The organism is Sphingomonas arantia (assembly GCF_042682045.1).
Classification (GTDB): Bacteria; Pseudomonadota; Alphaproteobacteria; order Sphingomonadales; family Sphingomonadaceae; genus Sphingomonas_R; species Sphingomonas_R arantia.
Window position 1 is genome coordinate 124,613 of sequence record NZ_JBHUGS010000002.1, and the last position, 17,197, is coordinate 141,809.

The 17,197-nt window shown below is 72.0% G+C and carries 18 protein-coding genes, 1 pseudogene and 1 riboswitch; of the genes and pseudogenes, 3 read left to right on the forward strand and 16 right to left on the reverse strand.

Going from position 1 to position 17,197, the window contains the following annotated elements; genetic code table 11:
• The first annotated feature begins 140 nt into the window (after window positions 1–140).
• On the forward strand, window positions 141–392 hold the full coding sequence (locus ACFSGX_RS06295) for a DUF3253 domain-containing protein (RefSeq protein ID WP_380928413.1): 252 nt from the start codon (window positions 141–143) through the stop codon (window positions 390–392).
• Window positions 393–405: 13 nt separating this feature from the next.
• Here ACFSGX_RS06295 and ACFSGX_RS06300 read toward each other — a convergent pair whose 3' ends face one another.
• Genes ACFSGX_RS06300 through ACFSGX_RS06310 form a run of 3 tightly spaced genes read right to left on the reverse strand, consistent with a single transcriptional unit; the run spans window position 406 to window position 1,867 of the window.
• Entirely contained in the window at window positions 406–831 is a 426-nt protein-coding gene (locus ACFSGX_RS06300) for a DUF1636 domain-containing protein (RefSeq protein WP_380928415.1), read from the reverse strand.
• On the reverse strand, window positions 813–1,541 hold the full coding sequence (locus tag ACFSGX_RS06305) for a CbtA family protein (RefSeq protein ID WP_380928417.1): 729 nt from the start codon (window positions 1,539–1,541) through the stop codon (window positions 813–815). The genes ACFSGX_RS06300 and ACFSGX_RS06305 overlap by 19 nt, the downstream gene beginning before the upstream one ends.
• A gap of 11 nt (window positions 1,542–1,552) precedes the next feature.
• Window positions 1,553–1,867, reverse strand: a complete 315-nt coding sequence (locus ACFSGX_RS06310) for a CbtB domain-containing protein (RefSeq protein ID WP_380928419.1) — start codon at window positions 1,865–1,867, stop codon at window positions 1,553–1,555.
• Between the two features lie 104 nt (window positions 1,868–1,971).
• On the opposite strand from ACFSGX_RS06310, the gene ACFSGX_RS06315 reads away from it, so the two are divergent.
• On the forward strand, window positions 1,972–2,520 hold the full coding sequence (locus ACFSGX_RS06315) for a histidine phosphatase family protein (protein ID WP_380928420.1): 549 nt from the start codon (window positions 1,972–1,974) through the stop codon (window positions 2,518–2,520).
• A gap of 80 nt (window positions 2,521–2,600) precedes the next feature.
• Here the strand turns inward: ACFSGX_RS06315 and bluB are convergent, their stop codons facing one another.
• The 7 genes from bluB to cbiE are packed head-to-tail and all read right to left on the reverse strand — an operon-like array spanning window position 2,601 to window position 8,384.
• Complete coding sequence (gene bluB, locus ACFSGX_RS06320) at window positions 2,601–3,245, reverse strand: 5,6-dimethylbenzimidazole synthase (protein WP_380928421.1); 645 nt, start codon at window positions 3,243–3,245, stop codon at window positions 2,601–2,603.
• A complete protein-coding gene (cobF, locus tag ACFSGX_RS06325) occupies window positions 3,242–4,000 on the reverse strand; it encodes a precorrin-6A synthase (deacetylating) (RefSeq protein ID WP_380928423.1) in 759 nt (252 codons plus the stop codon). Before cobF ends, bluB begins: the two co-directional genes overlap by 4 nt.
• Complete coding sequence (gene cobA, locus ACFSGX_RS06330) at window positions 3,997–4,719, reverse strand: uroporphyrinogen-III C-methyltransferase (RefSeq protein ID WP_380928424.1); 723 nt, start codon at window positions 4,717–4,719, stop codon at window positions 3,997–3,999. Before cobA ends, cobF begins: the two co-directional genes overlap by 4 nt.
• Window positions 4,716–6,029, reverse strand: coding sequence for a cobyrinate a,c-diamide synthase (locus ACFSGX_RS06335; protein ID WP_380928425.1), 1,314 nt, complete (start codon window positions 6,027–6,029; stop codon window positions 4,716–4,718). Before ACFSGX_RS06335 ends, cobA begins: the two co-directional genes overlap by 4 nt.
• Entirely contained in the window at window positions 6,026–6,820 is a 795-nt protein-coding gene (cobM, locus tag ACFSGX_RS06340) for a precorrin-4 C(11)-methyltransferase (protein ID WP_380928426.1), read from the reverse strand. Before cobM ends, ACFSGX_RS06335 begins: the two co-directional genes overlap by 4 nt.
• Window positions 6,817–7,173 (reverse strand): cobalamin biosynthesis protein, encoded by a 357-nt coding sequence (locus tag ACFSGX_RS06345; RefSeq protein WP_380928428.1) that lies wholly within the window; start codon window positions 7,171–7,173, stop codon window positions 6,817–6,819. Before ACFSGX_RS06345 ends, cobM begins: the two co-directional genes overlap by 4 nt.
• Before the next feature lie 8 nt (window positions 7,174–7,181).
• Window positions 7,182–8,384 (reverse strand): precorrin-6y C5,15-methyltransferase (decarboxylating) subunit CbiE, encoded by a 1,203-nt coding sequence (gene cbiE / locus ACFSGX_RS06350; protein WP_380928429.1) that lies wholly within the window; start codon window positions 8,382–8,384, stop codon window positions 7,182–7,184.
• Between cbiE and ACFSGX_RS06355 the strand changes: the two genes are divergently transcribed.
• Window positions 8,383–9,132 carry a cobalt-precorrin-6A reductase gene (locus ACFSGX_RS06355; RefSeq protein WP_380928431.1) on the forward strand — a complete coding sequence of 250 codons (750 nt, stop codon included), beginning with the start codon at window positions 8,383–8,385 and terminating at the stop codon, window positions 9,130–9,132. The genes cbiE and ACFSGX_RS06355 overlap by 2 nt on opposite strands.
• Here the strand turns inward: ACFSGX_RS06355 and cobJ are convergent.
• The 6 genes and pseudogenes from cobJ to cobW form a co-directional block, all read right to left on the reverse strand.
• Window positions 9,108–9,860 (reverse strand): precorrin-3B C(17)-methyltransferase, encoded by a 753-nt coding sequence (gene cobJ, locus ACFSGX_RS06360; protein WP_380928433.1) that lies wholly within the window; start codon window positions 9,858–9,860, stop codon window positions 9,108–9,110. The two genes, ACFSGX_RS06355 and cobJ, sit on opposite strands and share 25 nt — an antisense overlap.
• On the reverse strand, window positions 9,857–10,597 hold the full coding sequence (gene cobI, locus ACFSGX_RS06365) for a precorrin-2 C(20)-methyltransferase (protein ID WP_380928435.1): 741 nt from the start codon (window positions 10,595–10,597) through the stop codon (window positions 9,857–9,859). Before cobI ends, cobJ begins: the two co-directional genes overlap by 4 nt.
• Window positions 10,594–11,223, reverse strand: a complete 630-nt coding sequence (locus ACFSGX_RS06370) for a precorrin-8X methylmutase (protein WP_380929986.1) — start codon at window positions 11,221–11,223, stop codon at window positions 10,594–10,596. Before ACFSGX_RS06370 ends, cobI begins: the two co-directional genes overlap by 4 nt.
• 891 nt (window positions 11,224–12,114) lie before the next feature.
• Window positions 12,115–12,333, reverse strand: a pseudogene (locus ACFSGX_RS06375) (cobalamin biosynthesis protein CobG); the annotation flags it as partial.
• Window positions 12,330–15,599, reverse strand: a complete 3,270-nt coding sequence (gene cobN, locus ACFSGX_RS06380; RefSeq protein ID WP_380929988.1) for a cobaltochelatase subunit CobN — start codon at window positions 15,597–15,599, stop codon at window positions 12,330–12,332. The pseudogene ACFSGX_RS06375 and the gene cobN, both read right to left, overlap by 4 nt.
• A 7-nt stretch (window positions 15,600–15,606) precedes the next feature.
• Entirely contained in the window at window positions 15,607–16,656 is a 1,050-nt protein-coding gene (gene cobW / locus ACFSGX_RS06385) for a cobalamin biosynthesis protein CobW (RefSeq protein WP_380928437.1), read from the reverse strand.
• 174 nt (window positions 16,657–16,830) lie between these two features.
• A riboswitch (cobalamin riboswitch) is annotated at window positions 16,831–17,058 on the reverse strand.
• Window positions 17,059–17,197: the final 139 nt, after the last annotated feature.

A 17,197-nucleotide genomic window follows, 5' to 3' on the forward strand; every position in this document is an offset into this window, starting at 1 on the left:
ATGCCGAGAATGGACGATCGGTTCGACCCGAAGAGCATCGTTCGGACGGGGGGATCGTTTGTCACTGCGGCAGGCCCACGGATGTTGCAGCTATCCTGGTGTTGCAGGGCGGTGAGAACGATGGGGGCGAAGCCGTGGCGATGGATGTGCAAGGGGCGACGCTGAGGTTGCTCGCCGCCCGGGCACCTGGTGCGACGGTCTGCCCGAGTGAGGTCGCGCGTGTGTTGGCCAAGGCGGCGGGGGCGGACGTGGCGGGGGACTGGCGCCATTTCATGCCGGCGGTGCATGCGGCGGTCGATGGGCTTGTGGAGGCGGGGGCGGTTCGGCTGAGCCGGAAGGGTCGGCCGATGGCGGTGCGGGCGGGGCCTTACCGGATTGGGCGCGTCGACTGATCTGCTTGGTAAACTACTCGACCAGGCCGCCGGGGGGTGGGGTGCGGGTGATGAAGTGGCCCTTCACACCGGCGGGCCATTGCTTGAAGGGGACCTGGCCCGTCTCGCTTGCGGCGTAGAGGATCGCGTAGTCGAGGATGGCGCGGGCGGCGTCCGCGTCGGGGGCGAACCGGCCGAGGACGTAGCCGACCTTGCCGGGCGCGCGCAGGTGGATGGTGCAGAAGTCCGCGCAGGCGAACAGGCAGGGCATTTCCTGCACCGCGACGCCAGCGAGTGTCGGGTCCTGCGCCTGGGCCTTGCGCAATGCGGCGACCAGTTGGGCACCACCGCGCTGGCCGGTTGCATCGTCGCGCGTGTCGGCGGTGTAGCGGCAGGTGTTGCAGGCGACGATGGCGGGACCGTCGGCGACTGGGACGATCTTCACGAGGCGACCTGCCACGGATGGATTGTCGTTGCCGCCAAACGGGGTTCGACCAGGCGGCCGAACAGGTCGGCGGTGACGAGCCAGAAGACGCCCTGCGTTCCGATCGCGGCAAGACGGAACTGCCAGAGCAGCGTGGCGGGGAAATCGGCCGGGACCTCGTCGATCGTCGGAAGCAGGAGCTGGAGACTTGTGACGGTGGCGATGTAGAGGCCGACTGCGATCAGCAGGCGGTCGAGCGGTTGCTGCGTGGCGATGCGACGGAAGGCCATGAAGGCGGCGGTGGCTACAGCGACCGAGAGTGCCAGCATCGCGAAGAAGGCGCCGGTGCGCATCCGAACGGTTTCATGCAGGCCGACCGCGGGCGGGGTGGGCGGATATTTGATCGCGGGGACAAGCACGATGACGACGAACGCGACGAGGCCGATCATCAGCGCCAGCCCGCGCGGACCGATCCGCCCAACCCGGCCGTGGAGCGCCGCGAACAGGATCGCGAGCAGCCCGCCGAGCGCGGTGCCGTAGAGCATCATCGCGGTGTAGAGGCCGAGGCCCCTCTGCGTCGCGCGGCTGACGAGTTCGGGTTCGGCCATGCCGGGCATCGCGTGCGCGGCCTCGAGCGCAATGGCGGCGTCGATCCGCGGTTCGGCGAACAGCAGCGCGAAGGTGGCGGCGACGAACGCGCCGAGCAGGCCGGCGAGCATCCCTCGCCAGAGCAGATGTCTGGTCATGATCGTGGGCGTCAGTGGCAGGGGAAGCCGAGCAGATGGCGGCCGTCATGCACGAATTCGTGGACATACATGCCCTGGAACAGCGCGAACGCGCCCTGTTCGGTGCTGACGAAGTAGAGCAGGATCAGCGCCACGACGGACGCGAACACGGCCCAAGGGGCGATGTCCGCCAGCGGGATGGCGGGGATGGTGCCGATCGGGCGAGTGTCGTCGAAGACAGCAGTCTTGCTGGCCATGATGTCGTGCTCCTGCCGGGATGACGCGCCCGGTGCGGGGGTGGTGGTGCCGGGCGGGGTCTGGCTTTCGACGGGAGGCCCGTCGATCACAGTGGCGCGACCGCGCCGGAATTGAGACCGGCTTCCCGCCCGGCTCCGGTGGGGTTACCTTGGGGCTTGCCCGGTTGCGCGTCAACCGTAGGGGAAGGGGTTGCATGTCCGTCCGTCTCATCCTGCTGTGTGCCGGCGGCACCGCGTCGGCGCGGGCCGGGGGCTTTGCCGATCCGGACGAGCCGCTCGATGCGGGTGGGCGGGCGAAGGTGGTGGCGATCGAGGGGCTGGCGGCGTCGCGGTGCTGGACGAGCCTGGGAAGGGCGGCGGTCGAGACGGCGGCGCTGGTCGGGCTGGATGCGAACGTCGAGCCGGCGCTGGCCGACATCGATCATGGCGACTGGCGGGGAAAGGGTTTTGCGGCGATCGATCCTGAGGCGTTGATGGGGTGGCTGGCAGCGCCGGAAGCGGGGGCGCCAGGGGGCGAGACACTCGCCGATGTGGTGGCGCGGGTCGGGCCTTGGCTGGACGGGCTGTGTACCGGCGACGGGACGGTGCTGGCGGTGACGCACGCGATGGTGGTGCGGGCGGCGCTGGTGCGGGCGATCGGGCTGTCCGCTGAGTCGACGATGGCGATCGATGTGGGCCCGTTGTCGCACACCTTGCTGTCGTTCAACGGTCGGTGGCGTTTACAGGGGTTGCGGCCGGGTTGAGGTGGTGCCGTCTCGGCTTCGCTCGACGGGTCCCTCGACTTCGCTCGGGATAAGCGGACTGGAATATGGCTCCTGGCCGTTCAGCGGTGGAGGATGCGGTCGGCGAGTGGTTCGCGCGCCTGCCAGCCGCGGCGTTCGAGTTCGGGGGTGTCCGATGGTTCGGCCGGGTAGCCGATGCAGAGCAGGGCGACGAGCGTCCAGTGTGCGGGCACGTCGATCATCGCGGTGACCGTGGCGGGGTCGAGGATCGAGACCCAGCCGACGCCGATGCCGCGGATGCGCGCGGCCAGCCAGAGCGTGTGGATCGCCATGACGGTGGAGTAGCGCAGCGTTTCGGCCATCGTCGCGCGGCCGAGACCGTGGCCGGCGGCGGGGGTTTCGTCCGAGAAGACTGCGAGCAGGTCGGGTGCCTCGCGCAGGCCGTGGAGTTTGAGCGTGGCGTAGTGCGCGCGGCGCTCCGGGTCGGTGATCCGGGCGGCGGCTTCGTTGTTCGCGGCGTCGACGTGGGCGGCGAGCGTGTCGCGGAGTTGCGGCGTGCGGAGCCGGACGAAGCGCCAGGGCTGCGCGTTGCCGACCGAGGGCGCGCGGGCGGCGGCGGCGAGCAGCGCGTCGAGCGTGCCGGGGGGGAGCAGGTTGGTCTGGAAATGGCGGACGTCGCGGCGCCAGTCGAGCAGTTGATTAAACTGTTCGGTGAAGCGGGCGTCGAAGATGGGGGGCTGCGTCATGCGGGGGTGCTGCGGCGGAGGAGGTAGCAGTCCATGATCCAGCCATGTTCGGCACGCAGGGCGGCGCGACGGGCGAGGATCGTGGGGCCGGTTTCGGCGAGTGGGCCGGAGAGCAACGCCTGTTGCGGCATGCCGAGATAGGCGCCCCACCAGATCTGCGTGTTCGCTGGATCGAGCGTGGTGAAGGCGCCTTCGCCGTCGAGCATGACGGCGACCGTGGTGGCGTCGGTGGGCCAGCAGTGCGTTGCCAGTTGCCGCCCGGTGGTGATCAGGACGGGGGCGCCGAGGTCGTTCAACGGGATGGCGTGCGCGGCGGTGAGCGCCTGGAGGCTGGTGATGCCGGGCACGACGGTGACGCGCAGTGCCATGCCGCCGGCCTGCAACCGTGCGGCGATGCGGAGCGTGCTGTCGTAGAGCGAGGGGTCGCCCCAAACGAGGAGGGCCAGCCGACCGCCCTCGGGCAAGTGCGTGGCGATCTGCGCGGTCCAGGCGTCGGCGATCGCGGCGTGCCAGGTGCGGACGCCGGTCAGGTAGCCGGCGTCGGCATCGCGGACGGGGAGGTCGAAGGCGACGACGCGGGTGCTGGGGGTGAGGACCTCGTCACAGAGCGCGCGGCGGAGGTCGTAGAGATCGACGGTGTCGGCGCGCTTGCGGGGGAGGAGGATGAGGTCGGCCGCGCGCATGGCGCTCTCCGCCGCGCGGGTCAGGTGGTCGGGGTTTCCGGTGCCGATGCCGATCAGGTGGAGGTCGATCATGGCGTGTCCATCAGCGGGCCGTAGAGGATCAGCGCGGGCGCGTCCGAGAAGCCGGCGGCGAGGCTGGCGGCGATCGTGGCGACGGTACCGTGGGTCAGCCGCTGGTCCGGGTGGCCGATATTTTCGGCGAGCAGCGCGGGGGTTTCGGGCGGCAGGCCGTGCGCGACGAGATCGGCGGCAAGCGCGGGGAAGGTGCGTTTCGGCATGAACACGACGGTGGTGGCGGCGGGATCGGCGAGTGCCGCCATGTTGCGCGCCTCGGGCAGTGTGCCGGTGACGTCGTGACCGGTGACGAACTGGACGCGGCGGGCGCTTAGCCGGCGGGTGAGCGGGATTGCCGCTGCTGCCGCTGCTGCGAAGGCGGCGCTGATGCCGGGGATGACCTCGAACGTGATGTCGGCGGCGCGGAGGGCGAGGATTTCTTCCTCCAGCCGGCCGAACATGCCGGCATCGCCCGATTTGAGGCGAACGACGCGGCCGCCGGTGAGGGCATGTTCGACGAGCAGGGTCGAGACCGTGTGCTGCGTGGGCGAGGGGCGGCCGGCGCGCTTGCCGACCGCGACAAGGGCCGCGCCGGGGCGGACGTGGGTGAGGACCGGGCCGGCGGACAGATCGTCGAACAGCACGACGTCGGCGCGGACGAGCCGGTCGACCGCCTTCAGCGTGAGCAGTTCGGGGTCGCCGGGGCCGGAGCCGACGAACGAGACGAAGCCGCTCATCGGCCGCTGGCGATCAGGTGGAAGAATGTGCCCGACACGGAGCCCCGCCAGGAGCCGGTGTCGGCGAGGATTTTGCCCTCCGCATCGGTGACATCCGCCAGCGGGGCGTCGGGTTGTTCCAGAATCGTCGAATAATGGAATTCGTGGCCGGCGAGGTGCGTGCCGGTGGCGAGCGATCCGACCGGGGCGAGGAGTGTCGCGCGGCGGTAGCCGAGGTGCATACGGCGCTGGGCGTAGCTGGTGACGAGGCCAAGCAGGCCCACCATGCGGTGCTGGGTGCCCTCCTTGTCGGTGAGCGCTGCCCCCAGTGCCATGTAGCCACCGCATTCGCCGTGGACCGGGCGACCGGCGGCGGCATGGGCGGTGAGGGCGGCGCGGAACCGGTCCGCCGCGGCGAGCCGGCCGGCGTGGAGTTCGGGATAGCCGCCGGGCAGCCAGACGAGGTCGGCGCCGGGGTCGGGTGCTTCGTCGGCGAGCGGGGAGAAGGGCAGGATCTCGGCCCCCGCCGCGCACCAGCCGTCGAGCAGGTGCGGGTAGGTGAAGGAAAAGGCGGCGTCGCGGGCGAGAGCGATGCGTTGCGCCGGGGGGTCGATGTGGTGGGGTGTGGCGGGCGGGGCGTCGGTCGCGGCGGCGGCGGCGCGGATCGCGGCGAGGTCGACATGGTCGCGCAGGAAGTCGGCGTAGGCGGCGATCTTGGCCTCGAGGTCGGGATGTTCGAGCGCCTGAACGAGGCCGAGATGGCGTTCGGGGAGGCTGAGGTCGGCGCGGCGCGGGAGCGCGCCGAACACGGGGAGGCCGACCGCGTCCATGCCGGCGCGGGCGAACCGATCGTGCCGCGGGCTGGCGACGCGGTTGAGGATGACGCCGGCGATCCGGACGCTCGGGTCGTAGCGCGCGAAGCCGAGTGCGGTGGCGGCGGCGGACTGCGCCTGGCCGGACACGTCGATGACGAGGACGACGGGCCAGCCCATGCGGCGGGCGATGTCCGCACTGGCGCCGTTGCCGCTGGCGCCGGGGCGGGCGACGCCGTCGAACAGGCCCATCGATCCTTCGGCCAGCACGAGGTCCGCATCGGTGGCATGCGTGGCGAGGCCGTCGAGCAGCGCGGGCGCCATCGACCAGCTGTCGAGATTGTACGAAGGCCGGCCGCTGGCGGCGTGGTGGAAGGCGGGGTCGATATAGTCGGGGCCGCTCTTGTAGGGTTGCACCGCGACGCCGGCATCGCGAAGTGCGCGGAGAAGGCCGAGCATCACCGTGGTCTTGCCGGTGCCCGATGCGGGGGCGGCGATCATGAGGCCGGGGGTGGTCATGCGGCGTCGTCCGATGGGCCCGCGAAGGGGGAGTCCGTGGTTTGCGGACGGAAGCGGCGGTCATAGCCGATGGCGTAGAGGCTGCTCTCGTCGAAATCCTCGGCCGCCAGCACGCGGCCGACGAGGATGAGGCCGGTGCGGCCGGGGCCGTCTTCGGCGGCGGCGACGATGGTGGCGAGCGTGGCGTGGACGAGCCGTTGCTCCGGCCAGCTGGCGCGCCAGACGATCGCGACGGGGCAGTCCGGGCCGTAATGGGGGGTCAGGTCTGCAACGACGTCGGCCAGCCGGTGGATCGACAAATGGATGGCGAGCGTCGCGCCGGTCGCGGCGAAGGCGGTGAGCGTTTCGGCGGGCGGCATGGCGCTGGCGCGACCGGGGGTGCGGGTGAGGACGACCGACTGGGCGAGGCCGGGGAGCGTCAGTTCGGCCTCCAGCGCGGCGGCGGCGGCGGCGAAGGCGGGGACGCCGGGGGTGATGTCGAACGGGATGCCGAGCGCGCGGAGCCGGCGGAGCTGTTCGCCCATCGCGGACCAGATCGACAGGTCGCCCGAATGGAGCCGGGCGATGTCGTGGCCGGCGGCGTGGGCGGCGGCGATCTCCGCGATGATCTCGTCGAGCGAGAGCGGGGCGGTGTTCACGATGCGGGCGCCGGGTAGGCAATGGTCGAGCAGCGCGGGCGGCACGAGCGAGCCGGCGTAGAGGCAGACGGGCGAGGCGGCGATCAGGTCACGACCGCGGAGGGTGAGCAGGTCGGGCGCGCCGGGGCCGGCGCCGATGAAGTGGACGGTCATGCGGTCTTTCCTTGGGCGATGGCGCAGGTCGCCATGCGATCGGGGCTGATGCGGCGCGGGACGAGGAGCTGCGCGTCGGGGCCGGCGGCGGCGAGAGCGGAGGCCTCCGCGACGCTGCCGGTGTCGCGGGCGGCGCGGCTGGCGGGGGAATTGGTTTGTGTTTCGGCGGCGGACAGCGCGGTCGGTGAGACGGGTATTAGGGGGAGGCCGAGCTCCTCCGCAAGCGAGGTGAGGGTGGCAAGCTTGTCCGCGGGGGCGGCGAGGGCGGTGGGCGTCGTCTCGCATGCGGCGAGCGCGGCATGGAGCGAGGCTGGGGTGGCGCCGCTGCGGTAGCCGAAGCCTGCGACGATCATCGCGACGATTATAACGTGACGCTCCACTGGACGACCGGGTAGCTGGCGCGCCAGCCGCGGCGGGTGCCGATCGGGGCGGCCTCCGCCAGTTCGATGCGGAGCAGAGTGCCGCCCTTGATGGGGTGCCAGCGGGCGAGCAGCGCCTCGGATTCGAGCGTGACGGCGTTGGTGACGAGCCGGGTGGGGTGGGGGAGGTTGGTCAGCGTGATCAGCAGGGTTTCAGACAAGCCGCCGCCGACGAAGACCGCGGCGGGGGGTGGTTGATCGGCGAGGATGATCGGGGCGGCGCCTTCGACGACGGTCAGGCGATCGACGCCGAGCCGGGCGGCGTTGGTGCGGGCGCGGGCGGCGCGGATGGGGTCGCGTTCGAAGGCGATCGCGCGGGTGGTGGGGTGGGCAAGCAGCCATTCGATCGCGATCGAGCCGGAGCCTGCGCCGACGTCCCAGAGCAGTTCGCCGGGGCGGGGGGCGAGTGCGGAGAGGGTGAGCGCGCGGATGGGGCGCTTGGTGAGTTGGCCGTCATGGGCGAACCAGTCGTCGGCGAGGCCGGAGGCTTGCGGTATGACTTCCCCGTTGCCGGCGATCGCGAGGCCGATGGCGACCGGGTGGGCGATGTCTGTGAAGGCGAAGTTTTGCGCCTGGGTTTGGCGGATGCGTTCGTTCGGGCCGCCGAGTGATTCCAGGACGGTAACGGTCGAGGGGCCGAAGCCTTCGCCTGTCACATACGCGGCGAGTGCGGCTGCGGCGGGACCGTCGCGGACCAGCACGATCGCTCGGACGCCGGGGGCGAGCAGCGTGCGGAGGCGGGTGAAGGGCGCGGCGTGGAGGCCGAGGCAGGCGGTGTCCTCCAGCCGCCAGCCGAGCCGGGCGGCGGCGTGGGCGAAGGTGGAGGGTGCGGGGTGCGCGATCCATTCGTCGGGCTCGAGGTGGCGGGCCAGCGTGCCGCCTGCGCCGAACCAGAAGGGGTCACCCGAGGCTAGCATGACCACGCGCTCGCATCGCCGGGCGAGGAGGGCGGTGATGCCCTGTTCGAACGGAATAGGCCACGGTTCGGTGGGGCAGGTCAGGTCGGGCAGGAGGGCGAGGTGGCGGGGGGCGCCGACGACGCGTTCGGCTTGCGACAGCGCGGCGCGGCTTGCTTCGGATAGCCCCGCGGGTCCATCCTCGCCGATGCCGACGATGGTCAGCCAGGGGTCTTGACGCTCAACCATGCCGAACATTCTTATCCTGGGCGGGACGAGCGAGGCCAGCGCGCTCGCGGGAGCTGTCGCGGCGGCGGGGCTGCGCGCGACGTTGAGCTATGCCGGGCGCACCGCGCATCCGCGGGCGCAGCCGGTGGCGGTGCGGGTCGCTGGGTTTGGCGGGGTCGCGGGGCTGGCAGACTATCTGCGGGCGGAGGCGGTGACGCATCTGATCGATGCGACCCATCCGTTCGCGGCGCGGATGAGCGCGAATGCGGTTGCCGCGTGTGCGGAGACGGGCGTGCCGTTGGTGGCGTTGACGCGGCCGGCCTGGGTGCCCGTCGCGGGTGATCGTTGGACGCGGGTGGCCGATATCGACGCGGCGGTGGCGGCGCTGGACGGGGCGGCGCGGCGCGTGATGCTGGCGCTGGGGCGGATGCATGTTGGTGCGTTCGCGGCCCGGCCGCAGCATCGGTATCTGCTGCGCTTCGTCGATCGGCCGCAGGTGGCGCCTGCCTTGCCGCTGCATGATCTGGTGGTGGACCGCGGGCCGTTCACGGAGGCGGGCGATACCGCGTTGATGCGCGCGCACGGGACCGAGCTGGTGGTGTGCAAGAATGCCGGCGGGGACGGCGCGTCGGCCAAGCTGGCGGCGGCGCGGGCGCTGGGCGTGCCGGTAGTGATGATCGACCGGCCGTGGTTGCCGCCGCGCGTCGCGGTGGAGAGCGTCGCCGAGGTGCTGGACTGGCTGGGTCATGCGGCCGACCGGGGGGTGTAGAGGTAGGGCGCGGCGCCGGGGCGGTCGATCGTGCGGGTGCGGCTGGACCCGATGATGACGACGGTGCGCATGTCGGCCATGTCGCCGCGCGCGTCGGGCAGGGGGACGATGCGGAGCTGTTCTTCGGGGGTCGAGACGGCGCGGCCGAACAGGACAAGGCGGGCGTCTCCGCAGGTTTCGCGCAGAACCGCGAGGGCGGCGTCGAGCGTGTCGGGGCGGGCGTTGGAGCGCGGGTTGTAGAAGGCGATCGCGAAGTCGGCCTCCGCCGCGAGCGCGATGCGGCGGGCGATGAGGGGCCAGGGCTTTAGATTGTCGGACAGGTTGATCGTGCAGAAGTCGTGGCCGAGCGGGGCGCCGGCGCGCGCGCTGGCGGCGAGCATCGCGGTAATGCCGGGCAGGACGCGGATGTCGAGTAGGCGCCACTCCGGGGGGCCGGCCTCGACGACCTCGAACACCGCCGATGCCATCGCGAACACGCCGGGGTCGCCGGACGAGACGATGACGACGTGCGCGCCCTCGCTGGCGAGGCGGAGGGCGTACGCGGCGCGGTCGCGCTCGACGCGGTTATCGGATGGGTGGAGTGTCAGGCCAGCGCGCGGGGCGACGCGCGCGACATAGGGGACGTAGCCGATTACGTCGGTCGCCTGCGCCAGCGCGGCGGTGACCTCGGGCGTGATCAGGTTCGGGTCGCCGGGGCCGAGGCCGGCGATCGAGAGCGTGCCGGTCATGGCCGCCGGCCCTGGCCGTGGATCAGCAGGATCGCGAAATAGGGGGCGGTGTCGCCCGCGTCTTCCAGCCGCAGCACGCGCTGTTCGGGCATGGCGGCATGTTCGACGAGCCAGGCCTCGCCGGTCCGCCCGGCGGTGGCGACGGCGCGGCGGAGTTTGGCCATGTGGCGGCCGATCTTCATGACGACGAGCGCATCGGTGTCGCGGATGCGGCGGGTGAGTTCGTCCTCGGGCATGGTTGCGGTGGCGATGGTCAGCACGTCGTCGCCCCAGCTGATCGGCAGGTCGGTGGCGGTCCAGGCGCCCGACATGCCAGTGATGCCGGGCACGACCGCGACGGGGACGTGGCCCTTCAGCCGGCTGTGGAGGTGCATGAACGAGCCGTAGAAGAACGGGTCGCCCTCGCACAGCACGACGACGTCCTGGCCCGCCATCGCGAGCGTCGCGATGTGGCGGGTGCAGCCTGCGTAGAAGGCGCTCAGTCGTTCATTGTAGGCCGGATCGGTGACGGCGATCTCGGTCGTGACGGGGTAGTCCATTGGATATTCGACCACGTCGGCGTGAAGCATCCCTTCGACCAGTCGTCGGGCGTGGCCCGATCTGCCCCTCTTGCGGAAGAAGGCGAGGTGGCGCGCGCCGCGGACGAGGCGGTCGGCGCGGACGCTCATGAGGTCCGCGGCACCGGGACCGAGGCCGACACCGTGGACCGTTCCGATCGGAGGAGGCAGGTCGGTCATTCGGCGCGGCTGGCGAGCGCGTTGACCGCGGCGACGGTGATCGCGCTGCCGCCAGGACGCCCCTGGACAATCGTGCAGGGGACAGGCTGTTCCGCCCAGAGCGCGTCCTTCGATTCCACCGCGCCGACGAAGCCGACCGGGCAGCCGATGATCGCGGCGGGGCGCGGGCAGGCGGGGTCGGCGAGCATGTCGAGCAGGTGGAACAGCGCGGTCGGCGCGTTGCCGATCGCGACCACCGCGCCGGCCAGATGCGGCCGCCAATGTTCGAGCGCGGCGGCGGAGCGGGTGGTGCCCAGGCTGGCGGCGAGGGCGGGCACGTCGGGCAGGTTGAGTGTGCAGATGACGGGATTGTCGGCGGGCAGGCGGGCGCGGGTGATGCCCTCGCTCACCATCCGCGCGTCGCACAGGATGGGCGCGCCGGCGATGAGCGCGGCGCGGGCGGCGGCGGCGAAACCGGGGGAGAAGCGGATGCGGGACGCGAGTTCGACCAGCCCGGCGGCGTGGATCATACGGACCGCGACGGGCTCCTCGTCGGGGGAGAAGCGCGCGAGGTCCGCCTCGGACCGGATGATGGCGAAGGAGCGGCGGTAGATTGCGGCCCCGTCGGTTTCGTAGACATGCGGCATGCGGGGGCTTTCGAAACGGGCGAGGAGCGCGTCTGGGGTGAGGTCGGTGAGCGTGGGGGCGTCGCCGGCGCGAGCGTGGTGCGAAAGGTCGAAGCGGCCGTCGCGACCGGTGAGGACCGTGTCGGCGGGGCGGGCGCGGGCGCAGCCCTTGGCGCAACCGGAGACGTGGAGGGTGCCTTTGACCAGCGGGGCGAGGCGGAGCGCGAGCGGGCGGGTGGCGACGGTCCCTTGCGGGCAGGCGGGGGCGCCGACGCAGGCGTCTATGCCGCGGAGCGGGTCGGCGTGGGCGTGGTGGTTTGCGACGGGGCCTTCGACGGTCAGGAGCCGCCAGGGGGTGATGCGGATTGCGGCGACGGCTTCGTCGAAGAGGATATCCGCAAGCGTGGTGGCGGCGATGCGGCCAAACGGGAGCGCTATGACGGTGCCGAGTGCGTTTGGGCCGGGGCGGAGTGTTTCGGTCGCGCGGGCGGGATGGTGCGTGCCGGTCGCCCAGTCGGCGAGTGGGGCGGTGTGTTTCGCCATGCGGCCGGACGCTGCGCCGCCGGTTGCGAGGAACCAGTCGGCGAGCGCGTGGACGGCCTCGACTTCCCGGCCCGGGGCGAGGGGGGCGCCGGTGGGGCGGGCGTCGGCGCGGAGGATGAGGGTGCCGTCGTTGCTGCGTTCAATGCGGATGTCGGCGGGGTCTTCGGTCAGCGTGGCGGTGGGGCCGGCGTCGATGGCGATGCCGAACTTGCCCGGAAGCGGGGGGAGGTCGGCCGACTGGAGCGCGAGCGCGATGCGGTGGGTGTCGTCGCCGGGCTGCCAGTCGGGGGCGATCAGTATGGCTGGGCCGGTGTCCTCGGTGGGATTGGGGGGGACGAGGCCGGCAGCGATGAGGGGCACGAGCGCGGGTCGCCAGTCGCGGCCGACGCCGCGGATCTGGATGGCGGCGCGGTTGGTGATGTCGAGTTCGCCGTTGCCGTGTGCGAGCGCAACGTCGCAGAGCGCTTGAGCCTGCGCGCGGGTGAGGCGGGCGAGGGGTGGGCGGACGCGGATGAGGAGGCCGTCGCCGGCCGCCATCGGGCGCCACGGGGTGGGGCACCAGCCGCGGATCTGGGCGGCTTCGGTCATGCGGCGGGCGCCAGCGATGCGACGATCGCGTTGCGGCGGGTGGGCCAGAGACCGCTGTGGTGGAGGGCGGCGAAGCGCGCTTCCATCGCCGCCAGCGCGGCGGGGTTGGCGGTGGCGAGGAAGGCGCGGACCGCGTCGTCGCCGAGCGTCGCGTCGTGGTAGAGGTCGATCAGTTCGGGCGAGACGACGTGGGCAAGGTGCGCGAAGCTGCCGAGATGGTCGAGCGTGGCGGCGATCTCTGCCGCGCCGCGGTAGCCGTGGCGCATCATGCCCGCGATCCAGGCGGGTTGCGTCGCGCGGCCGCGGACGACGCGCGCGATTTCCTCACGCAGCGGACGCGCGCGGGGGCGGTCGGGGTCGCGCGCGTCGAGATGGTAGAGCGCGGCGTTGCCGCCGGTGATGGCCTGTGCGGCGGCGAAGCCGGCCTCGTGCGCGGCATAGTCGGCGGCGAGCAGCAGGTCGGTTTCAGGGAGGTCCTGCGGGTGGACGAAGGCGTCGGCGGCGGCAACCCGGTCGCGCAGGCCGGTGGGGTCCGCGCGGCTGGTCTCTTCGCCGGCGTCGTCGAAGGCGTGCGAGGAGGCGGAGAGCCACGCCTCGCCCGCGGTCGTGCGGGCGGCGTCGGTGTAGGTGTCGGCGGCGTCGCCCATGCCGAGCCCGTAGCGGCCGGGGGCGGGGCCGTAGACGCGCGCGGCGGGGGTGCGGCCGGCGAACGGGTTCCAGTCGGCGGGCTCGTCGCGGGCGCAGAGCGCGCGGACCGCTTGGCCGAACATGGCGCAGAGCGTGGGGAAGCTGTCGCGGAACAGGCCGGAGATGCGCAGCGTGACGTCGATCCGCGGGCGATCCATGAGGGCGAGCGGCAGGATCTCGACCCCGGTCACGCGGTCCGACCCGTGATCCCAGACGGGGGCGGCGCCAAGCAGGTGGAGCGCCATGGCGAATTCCTCGCCCGCGGTGCGCATGGTGGCGGAGCCCCAGAGATCGACGACGAGGCCGCGCGGGTAGTCGCCCTGGTCCTGGAGATGCTGGCGGACCAGTTCGTCGGCGAGGCGCTGGCCCTGGAGATGGGCCGAGCGCGAGGGGATGGCGCGCGGATCGATGGTGTAGAGGTTGCGGCCGGTGGGCAGGACGTCCGATCGCCCGCGCCAGGGTGAGCCAGCCGGGCCGGGGGGGACGCGGTGGCCGGCGAGACCGGCGAGGAGCCCGTCGCGTTCCGCCGTGCCGCAGTCCGCGCGGCCGTAGATATGGAGCCCGTCGCCGAACCGGCTGGCCTTCACGTCGCAGACGAAGGCATCGATCCGGGTCACGGCGTCGGCCGGGCTGGCGGCACCGGCAAGGTCAAGTTCGGCGGTGAGGTCGAGCGCGGCCGCTTCCTCGGCGATGTCGCCCTGCAAGCGGTCGCGGCGGGCGGGGTCGAGCCCGTCGGCGGTCGAGAATTCGTCGAGCAACGCCTCGAGCCGGCCGAGGCCCGCGCCGGGGCCGGCGGCGATCTGTGGCGGGGGGAGGTGGCCGAGCGTGACCGCACCGATCCGGCGCTTGGCTTGTGCCGCCTCGCCCGGATCGTTGACGATGAAGGGGTAGAGGATGGGGAGCGGGCCGACGAGCGCCTCGGGCCAGCAGTCGTCGGACAGTGCGACCGATTTGCCAGGGAGCCATTCGAGTGTGCCGTGCGCGCCAACGTGGACGAGCGCGTCGGTCGCTTGCGCGCGGAGCCAGAGGTAGAAGGCGACGAAGGCGTGACGGGGGGTGCGGGCGAGGTCGTGATAGTCGTCGCCGCGGGTTTCGGGGGTGCCGCGTTCGGGTTGGAGCGCGACGAGGATGTTGCCGCGGCGGACGGCGGGGAAGCGGATCGCTTCGTCGGTGACGGCGGGGTCGGTTTTGGGGTCTCCCCAGGCGGTGTGGAGATCGTCGCGGAGGATTGCGGGGAGGGTGGCTAGGGCAGCCTTGTAGGCGGTGAGGGGCCAGGCGATTGTGTCCTGCGCCAGTGCTTCAGCGAGCAGTTTGCCGTTCGCGACCGTGTAGCCAGCTTCCAGGAGGTCGGTGAGGATCGCGTCTGCCGAAGCGAGCGCGTCGAGGCCGACGGCGTGGGCCATTTGCCACGCCTTGCCGGGATAGGTCGACAGGACGAGTGCCACGCGGCGGTCGGCGGCGGGGGTGGTGCCGAGGCGGACCCAGCCGTGGACGCGGTCCGCGATGGCGGCAATGCGTGTGGGGTCGGCGCGGTGGGCGCGGCGGGTGTATTCGAGCGCGGGGTCGGGGGTGGCGGCGTCCTTGAAGCTGGCGACGCCGGCGAAGAGGCGACCGTCGACCTCCGGCAGGACGACGTGCATGGCGAGGTCTGCCGCCGAGAGCCCGCGGGTGGCGTCGGCCCAGGCGCGGCGATCGGAGGTGGCAATCGCGACCTGGAAGACGGGGACGCCGGCGACGTCGAGCGGGGTGGCGTTGTCGGGCCCGCGCGCGGAGAAGGCGGTGGCGTTGACGATCGCGGCGGGGGCGAGGGCGGCGATCCAGCGGCGGAGCCACGCGGCAGGCTCGCCCTTCAGCGAGGGGGCGAAGAGCGCCACGACATCGTAGCCGCGCGCGACGAAGGTCGCGTGGAGCGCGGCGATCGGATCGGTATCGGCGGCGAGCAGGTAGGACCGGTAGAAGGTCAGTATGATCCGCGGGCGCGTGCTGGCGACCAGCATGGCGGCGGGGCAGGTGATGCCGGTGGCGGGCGCCCAGCCACCGACCGGGGCGACCGCGATCGCGGCCGGGCCAGGGGCGGCGGTGAGGCCGGCGGCTTGGGCCAGTTCGGTCAGCGCGGCGCGGGCGGCGAGTGCGCCGCCGGTGTCGCAGAGCATCGCCAGCCGCCGGACGGTGGCGGCGGGGACGGTCGAGACCGCCTCTAGCGGCGCGTCGGTCCGGCCGTCCGCGGCGAGCACGACGAGCGCGATGCCGCGGTTGCGGGCAAGGGCGGCGACCTGTTGCAACCCGTAGGGCCAGTAGGACCGGCCGCCGATCAGCCGGATCAGGATTGCCTTCGCGTGGGCCAGCGTGCGTTCGAGATAGGTGTCGACCGACAGCGGGTGCGCCAGATCGGCGAGGTTGGCGAGCCGCAGCGACGGCAGCGTCGTGCCGTCCGCGCCTGCCGCGTGCCAGCCGGCCGCGAATGCCCCGAGGTCGCTGTCCGAGAAGGACAGCATGACGAGGTCGGCCGCACTGTGACCGAGGTCGCGCGGGGTGGCGCTTTCCTCGATCCCGTGATTTTCGCGGAAGATGACGTGCATGGTGGCGTCAGCCGGCCAGCGCCGCTCCGATGACGGCGGGGTCGATGCGGTCATGTTCGGCGACGACCACCAGTCGGGTCACGCGCGCCTCGTCCGCGCGCCAGGGGCGGTCATACTGGACGCGGACGCGCGCGCCGACCGCCTGGACGAGCAGCCGCATCGGCTTGCCCCGGACGGCGGCATAACCCTTCACCCGCAGCACGTCGGCGCTGCGGGCGAGCGCCTCGATCCGCGTGACGAGCGTGGCGGGATCGTCGATCTCGCCGCTTTCGTGGACGAGGCTGTCGAAATCGTCATGCTCGTGCTCCTCCTCGCCGTCGTGGTGCGAGGGGCGGGCAGCAATGTCGTCTTCGGCCGCGGCGTCGAGGCCGAGGATCACCGACGCATCGATCACGCCGTCGACCAGTTCGACGACCGGCACGGGGCGGGGCGCGGTGGCGGCGATCGTCGCGCGGGCGGCGGCGAGGCCTTCGGCACCGGCCAGGTCGCCCTTGGTCAGCAGGACGAGATCGGCGCAGGCGAGCTGATCCTCGAACACCTCGGCCAGCGGCGTTTCATGGTCGATGCCGGGATCGGCGGCGCGCTGAGCGTCGAGTGCGGCGACATCGGTGGCGAAACGGCCGGCGGCGACCGCCTCCGCATCGGCCAGCGCGATGACGCCGTCGACCGTGATGCGCGAGCGGATCGCGGGCCAGTCGAACGCCTTCAGCAGCGGCTTGGGCAGCGCCAGACCGGAGGTTTCGATGACGATGTGGTCGGGGCGTGGATCGAGCGCGAGGAGATGTTCGACGGTCGGAATGAAATCGTCCGCGACGGTGCAGCAGATGCAGCCATTGGCCAGTTCGACGACGTTTTCGGCAGGGCAATCGGGGATCGCGCAGCCCTTCAGGATATCGCCGTCGATGCCGAGCGTGCCGAATTCGTTGACGACGATCGCCAGACGCCGGCCGCCGGCGTTGCGGATCAGGTGGCTGATGAGCGTCGTCTTGCCGGCGCCGAGGAAGCCGGTGACGATCGTGACGGGGACCTTGCCCAAAGTGGGTGATAGAGCGGCCATGATGTTCCTTCGCCAAGCGCGCGACAACCGGCGGTCGGGGCCGTGATACGGCCGGCACGGGACATCGGACGGCGCTTGAGAAGACGCCCGTGCCACGCACCGATGCGGCCCCGGCCGCATGGACTTCGTCGCTCAGACGGAACACCGTGCCGCGGCCATCCCCTGGACCAAGGCAAGAGCGACCACACGCCGGCAGGTCTCCTGGCTCACGGGTCGTCGCTCGGGTCACGGCCTTCCCGGATCGGACGTATGCCCTCTCCAGTGGCCGACCGCCGGCGGACCGGCAGGTCATGTGTCCTTCGCTCGCCGCTTACAGTTGCAGGGACAGCCGCGGATTTGGGGCCGAGACCCCGCACCGCATTCCCTTTCAAGCCCTTTCGGGCACCGGTGCGATCGACGGAACCGATCAACGGCTCCGCATACGGACTTAGCCGAGCGGCGCCGCGATGCCAATATGATTGCGGTTAAGTGCCGGGGGGGTGCCCGAGCCGGTACCAGTGAGCGAGAGCGGCGTCGCCGCTGATCGGCTGTTGCGTCGCAG